Raw genomic sequence first — 1793 nt, 5'->3', positions numbered from 1 at the left:
TTTCAACGGTATGGACGAGCGCTCGCTGCATCTGTCGCAGTCGATGGCGAAGTCGGTCACCGGCACGGTGTTCGGCATATTAGTGGGGCGCGGCCTGATCGACACGGCAAGGCCGGTGACCGCCTATCTCCCGGAACTCGGCGAGACCGCCTGGGCTGGCGCCAGCGTGCAGCATGTGCTCGATATGACGACGGGCGTACGCTTCTCCGAGGAGTACACCAACCCCTATTCGGAGATCGGCCAGGTCGACGTCGCCAGCGGCTGGAAACCGGTGCCGCCTGGCAGCGATCCCGCCTTTCTGTGGCCGGCGCACATGTTCGAGCTGATCCTGCGGCTGAAGGACAAGGTCCGGCCGCATGGCGAGGCGTTCGAATACCGCTCGATCGAGACCGACGTGCTCGCCTTCATCATGGAGCGGGTGACCGGCAAGCGCCTGGCGCAACTGGTTTCCGAGGAACTCTGGCAAAAGCTTGGCGCTGATGAGAGCGCCTGCTTTAGCGTCGACAGCGCCGGCTATGCGCTGGCCGAGGGCGGCTTCAATGCGACGCTGCGCGATTATGGCCGGTTCGGCCAGTTGATCCTCGACAATGGCGGTGGCGTGGTGCCGGCCGACTGGATCGAAGCGACACGCAATGGCAGGCACGGTCCCGGCTTCAATCCCAGCCTGCCGGAAGGTAGCTACCGCAACCAGTTCTGGATCGAGGATCCGCGCTCGCGCGCGCTGATGTGCCGGGGCGTGTTCGGGCAGCTGATCCATATCGATTGGGACAACCGGTTGGTCGTGGTGAAGCTGTCGACCTACCCGGATTTCGCCAACATTGCCTATTCGGTGGCGACGCTGAAGGCCGTGCACGCCATTGCCGCGGCGCTGGGCTGACCCACAAGCAAGCAGAAGAGATCGTCATGACCGGCAGGACCGCGTTCGAGACACAGTATGGCTTTGCCCGCAATGCGGTGCTGCTCTCCAACTGGCGCGAAAGCCCATTCAATCGCTGGTCGTTCCAGAATGTCGGCGAACTGGTGCCGAGCACGCCCTTCGCGGCGTCGGGCGGCGCAGAGGCGCCGGCGCAGGCGCTTGGCGGGCTGCTCGACGAAAAGGTCGCGCTGGCGGCCGAGCCGGAAACGGTCGCGGCTTTTCTCAAGCGCTCTGACACCGATGCGCTGACGGTCCTGAAGGGCGGCAGGCTGGTCGGCGACTGGTTCGCGCCGCATATGGAGTTCGGCGCGCGCCACATCATCTTCTCGATCAGCAAGTCCTTCACCGCCATCCTTGCAGGCATACTGGAAGGCGAGAGGGTATTCGACCCGGACGCGCCGGTCGTCAGCTATATCCCCGAAGCCGAGGGTTCGGCCTATGGCGATGCGAGCTGCCGGCATGTGCTAGACATGAGCGTCAGCCTCGATTTCGAGGAGGCCTATCTCGATCCCGAAAGCGCGTTTGCCCGCTACCGCCGCGCCACGCTGTGGAATCCGGGAGGCGGGTCCGAAAGCCTCAAGGCGTTCATCCTGAGTTTGCAGCGCCTCGGCGAGCCGCACGGCCAGACCTATCGCTACCGCTCGCCCAATTCCGATCTGCTCGGCATGCTGCTGGAGCGGGCGTCGGGCCAGCGCATCGGCGATCTCCTGCGCGCGAAATTGTGGCAGCCGCTCGGCGCGGCGAGCGAGGGCTCGATCGCCGTCGACATGGAAGGCACGGCGCGCACGGCCGGCGGCATTTCGGTGACACCGCGCGACCTGGCGCGGGTCGGCGAGATGATGCGGCAGGGCGGCATGGCCAATGGCCGCCGCATCGT

General features: G+C 65.4%; 2 protein-coding genes. Both read left to right on the top strand.

Annotated features, from left to right (window positions below; genetic code table 11):
* On the top strand, nucleotides 1–877 hold an 877-nt coding region (locus EN780_RS33375), incomplete at its 5' end, for a serine hydrolase (RefSeq protein ID WP_133372851.1).
* Nucleotides 878–903: 26 nt separating this feature from the next.
* Nucleotides 904–1793: serine hydrolase (locus EN780_RS33370; RefSeq protein WP_133372850.1), on the top strand; the 890-nt coding region annotated here is incomplete at its 3' end.

The sequence above is a fragment of the Mesorhizobium sp. M4B.F.Ca.ET.089.01.1.1 genome (assembly GCF_004022605.1).
Lineage (GTDB): Bacteria > Pseudomonadota > Alphaproteobacteria > Rhizobiales > Rhizobiaceae > Mesorhizobium > Mesorhizobium abyssinicae.
This window is presented reverse-complemented; position numbering and strand designations above follow the sequence as displayed.